We start from the raw sequence: 2,343 nt of genomic DNA on the forward strand, positions 1-2,343 counted from the left end.
AGCATTCATCTCGTGACAGCCCGGAGTACCGCTCCCGCGATTACCCCATGTTTTCTGGAATATCGCGAACTGGTGGAGCCGGTCGAAGGATAGCGCTCGCATCGGCGATATCTCATGGTCGCTGCCCGGGTTCATCCTCACCATTACTCCATCGACACCGCCCTCGACGCGGCTGCAAGTGTCGATGCCACCATGGTGGGTACGCCTCATACCGCAAACGGGTTAGAACGCCCAATGCGGGTAATCCGAACTGGAGGCATATGCCGCGGGCGTCTCGCGCGACGTCGGCGCGTGGCTTGCCACGTCGCGCAACCGTCTTCCCGCCCGGGAGTGGTACGCCGCGCAGACGGGCGGCGACATCACCTGCCGCCGTCCGTCCGCTGCGCCCTTACAATTCGCCTTCGAGCCAGGCTTTGATCCGTCCCTTCGGCTCCGCCCCCACCTTGGTCGCGGCGGGCGCGCCGCCCTTGAACAGGATCATGGTCGGAATGCCGCGCACGCCATAGCGGCCCGGCGCATCCGGATTTTCGTCGATGTTCAGCTTGGCGATCGTCACCTGCTCGCCCAGCTCGTCGCTGATCTCCTCCAGCGACGGACCGATCATCTTGCACGGGCCGCACCATTCCGCCCAGAAATCGACCAGCACGGGTTTGTCGGCGCTGATGACGTCGTCGTGAAAGCTGGCGTCGGTGATCGTCTTGGTGGCCATGTCTGTCTCCTTGATGGATCGCAAGCTAGGGTGCGCGTGCCGCTCGCTCAACCACCGTCGGGCAAGCTTTGCTCCGGCCCCGCAAAGCGCGCCTTCGCCGCCGCCAACGCATCGGGCGACAGCGTCACCAGTCGCGGCCCGGCGGTGTAGAGCAACGCCGCCTCGATCACATGCCCCGGAAAGATTACTTCCAGCGCCGCATGATAAGCGGCCATCTGCCGCACGTGGAACTCCGGCACGTCCGCGGCGTCGGCGGGGACGCGCCGCCCGGTCTTGTAGTCGATGACGCGGACCACACCGTCCGCCACCAGCAATCGGTCGATCGTCCCCGCGATCACCCGGCCGGACGGCAGGGTCGCGCTGATCGGCGCCTCCACCAGCACGTCGGGCGCGAACAGGTCGGCGAAGGCGGCATCCTCCATCACCGCCAGCACCGGCGCGATGATCGCCGCGCGATCCTCGACCCCGCGTGCCGCCAGCCACGCCTCCGCCGCAGCCGCGCGCTGCCCGGCGGATAGGGCGGGCAGACGCTCGAACAGTGCGTGCATCCATTGCCCGCGTTCGGCGGCCGCGCGCATTGCCGGTGTCGGCGGCGGGTCAGCCACCTCGTCATCGCCCACCGCGGACGGCGACAGCGGGCGTGGCGGCAATTGCGCGCGCGGGGCGACGCGACGCGACCATAATGGCAGGTCGGCACCCGCGGGCATCGCCTCCTCCCGCGCGGCCCGTACCGGCACCGGCGCCGCCGGTGCCGTTCCGCGGAACACCCGCGGCGCCGCGTCCGCGCCCTCCTCCGCCGGGGCGACGCCCAGCGTGTCCAGCGTCCGTGCCGCGGCGGCGTACCAGCTCGCCTCCGGCGGAATGCCGTTCCACTTCGCGCTCAGCGATCCGGCGATCGCCAGTTTTTCCTCGGCGCGCGTCGCCGCGACATAGAACAGCCGCCAATGCTCCTCGCGCTCGCGCCGTTCGACGTCGGACAGCGCCGCGTCGATCGCGCCCGCGCGCTCGGCCTTGCGCGGGCGAAACGCCGGCAGCGCGCGGTCCATGCCGTCGGGCGTCCACGACAGCGTCGATCGCGGCGCGGAATCCGGGTCTGACGTCGCATCCGCCAGGATCACGACCGGGGCCTGCAATCCCTTCGATCCGTGCGCGGTCATCACGCGTACCGCGTCCAGCGGCGCGGCGGCATCGCGGACGATCTCCACCTCGTCACGCTCGAACCAGTCGAGGAACCGCTGGAGCGACGGCGTCGCATTGGTTTCGAAATCCAGCGCGGCGTTCAGCAATTCCTCGATCGGGTCGCGCGCTTCCTCGCCCAGCCGCGCCAGCAGCCGCCGCCGCCCGTCAATCGGCCCGGACAGGATCATCTCCAGGAACCGGTACGGCGTGTCGAAATCCGCGCGCGCCAGCAGCGTCTCGATCGGCGCCAGCAGGTCGGGGGCGCAGGTACGGCGCAGGTGCGGCCACAGCGCGCCTTTGCGCGGCGCGGCGCGCGCCAGCAATTCCTCCTGCGTCCAGCCGATCAACGGCGAAACCAGCAGGCTGGCCAGCGACAGGTCGTCCTCCGGCTGCAACACGAACCGCACCGCCGCCAGCAGGTCCTGCACCGCCAGCGGCGCCGACAGCCGCAGCCG

At 69.9% G+C, this 2,343-nt stretch carries 2 protein-coding genes; both read right to left on the reverse strand.

Annotation, left to right across the window (positions count from 1 at the left end; genetic code table 11):
• Positions 1–388: 388 nt before the first annotated feature.
• Positions 389–709, reverse strand: a complete 321-nt coding sequence (trxA, locus tag AX685_RS04565; RefSeq protein ID WP_066485884.1) for a thioredoxin — start codon at positions 707–709, stop codon at positions 389–391.
• A gap of 47 nt (positions 710–756) precedes the next feature.
• Positions 757–2,343, reverse strand: a 1,587-nt coding sequence (locus AX685_RS04570) for a PD-(D/E)XK nuclease family protein (protein WP_156445666.1), incomplete at its 5' end; no start/stop codon positions are given.

The sequence above is a fragment of the Sphingomonas sp. CCH9-F2 genome, assembly GCF_001556735.1.
GTDB classification, from domain to species: domain Bacteria; phylum Pseudomonadota; class Alphaproteobacteria; order Sphingomonadales; family Sphingomonadaceae; genus Sphingomonas; species Sphingomonas ginsenosidimutans.

Excerpts from the sequence above, each read along its gene's own strand:
- trxA (WP_066485884.1), bottom strand. The coding sequence starts at position 709 with ATGGCCACCAAGACGATCACCGACGCCAGCTTTCACGACGACGTCATC.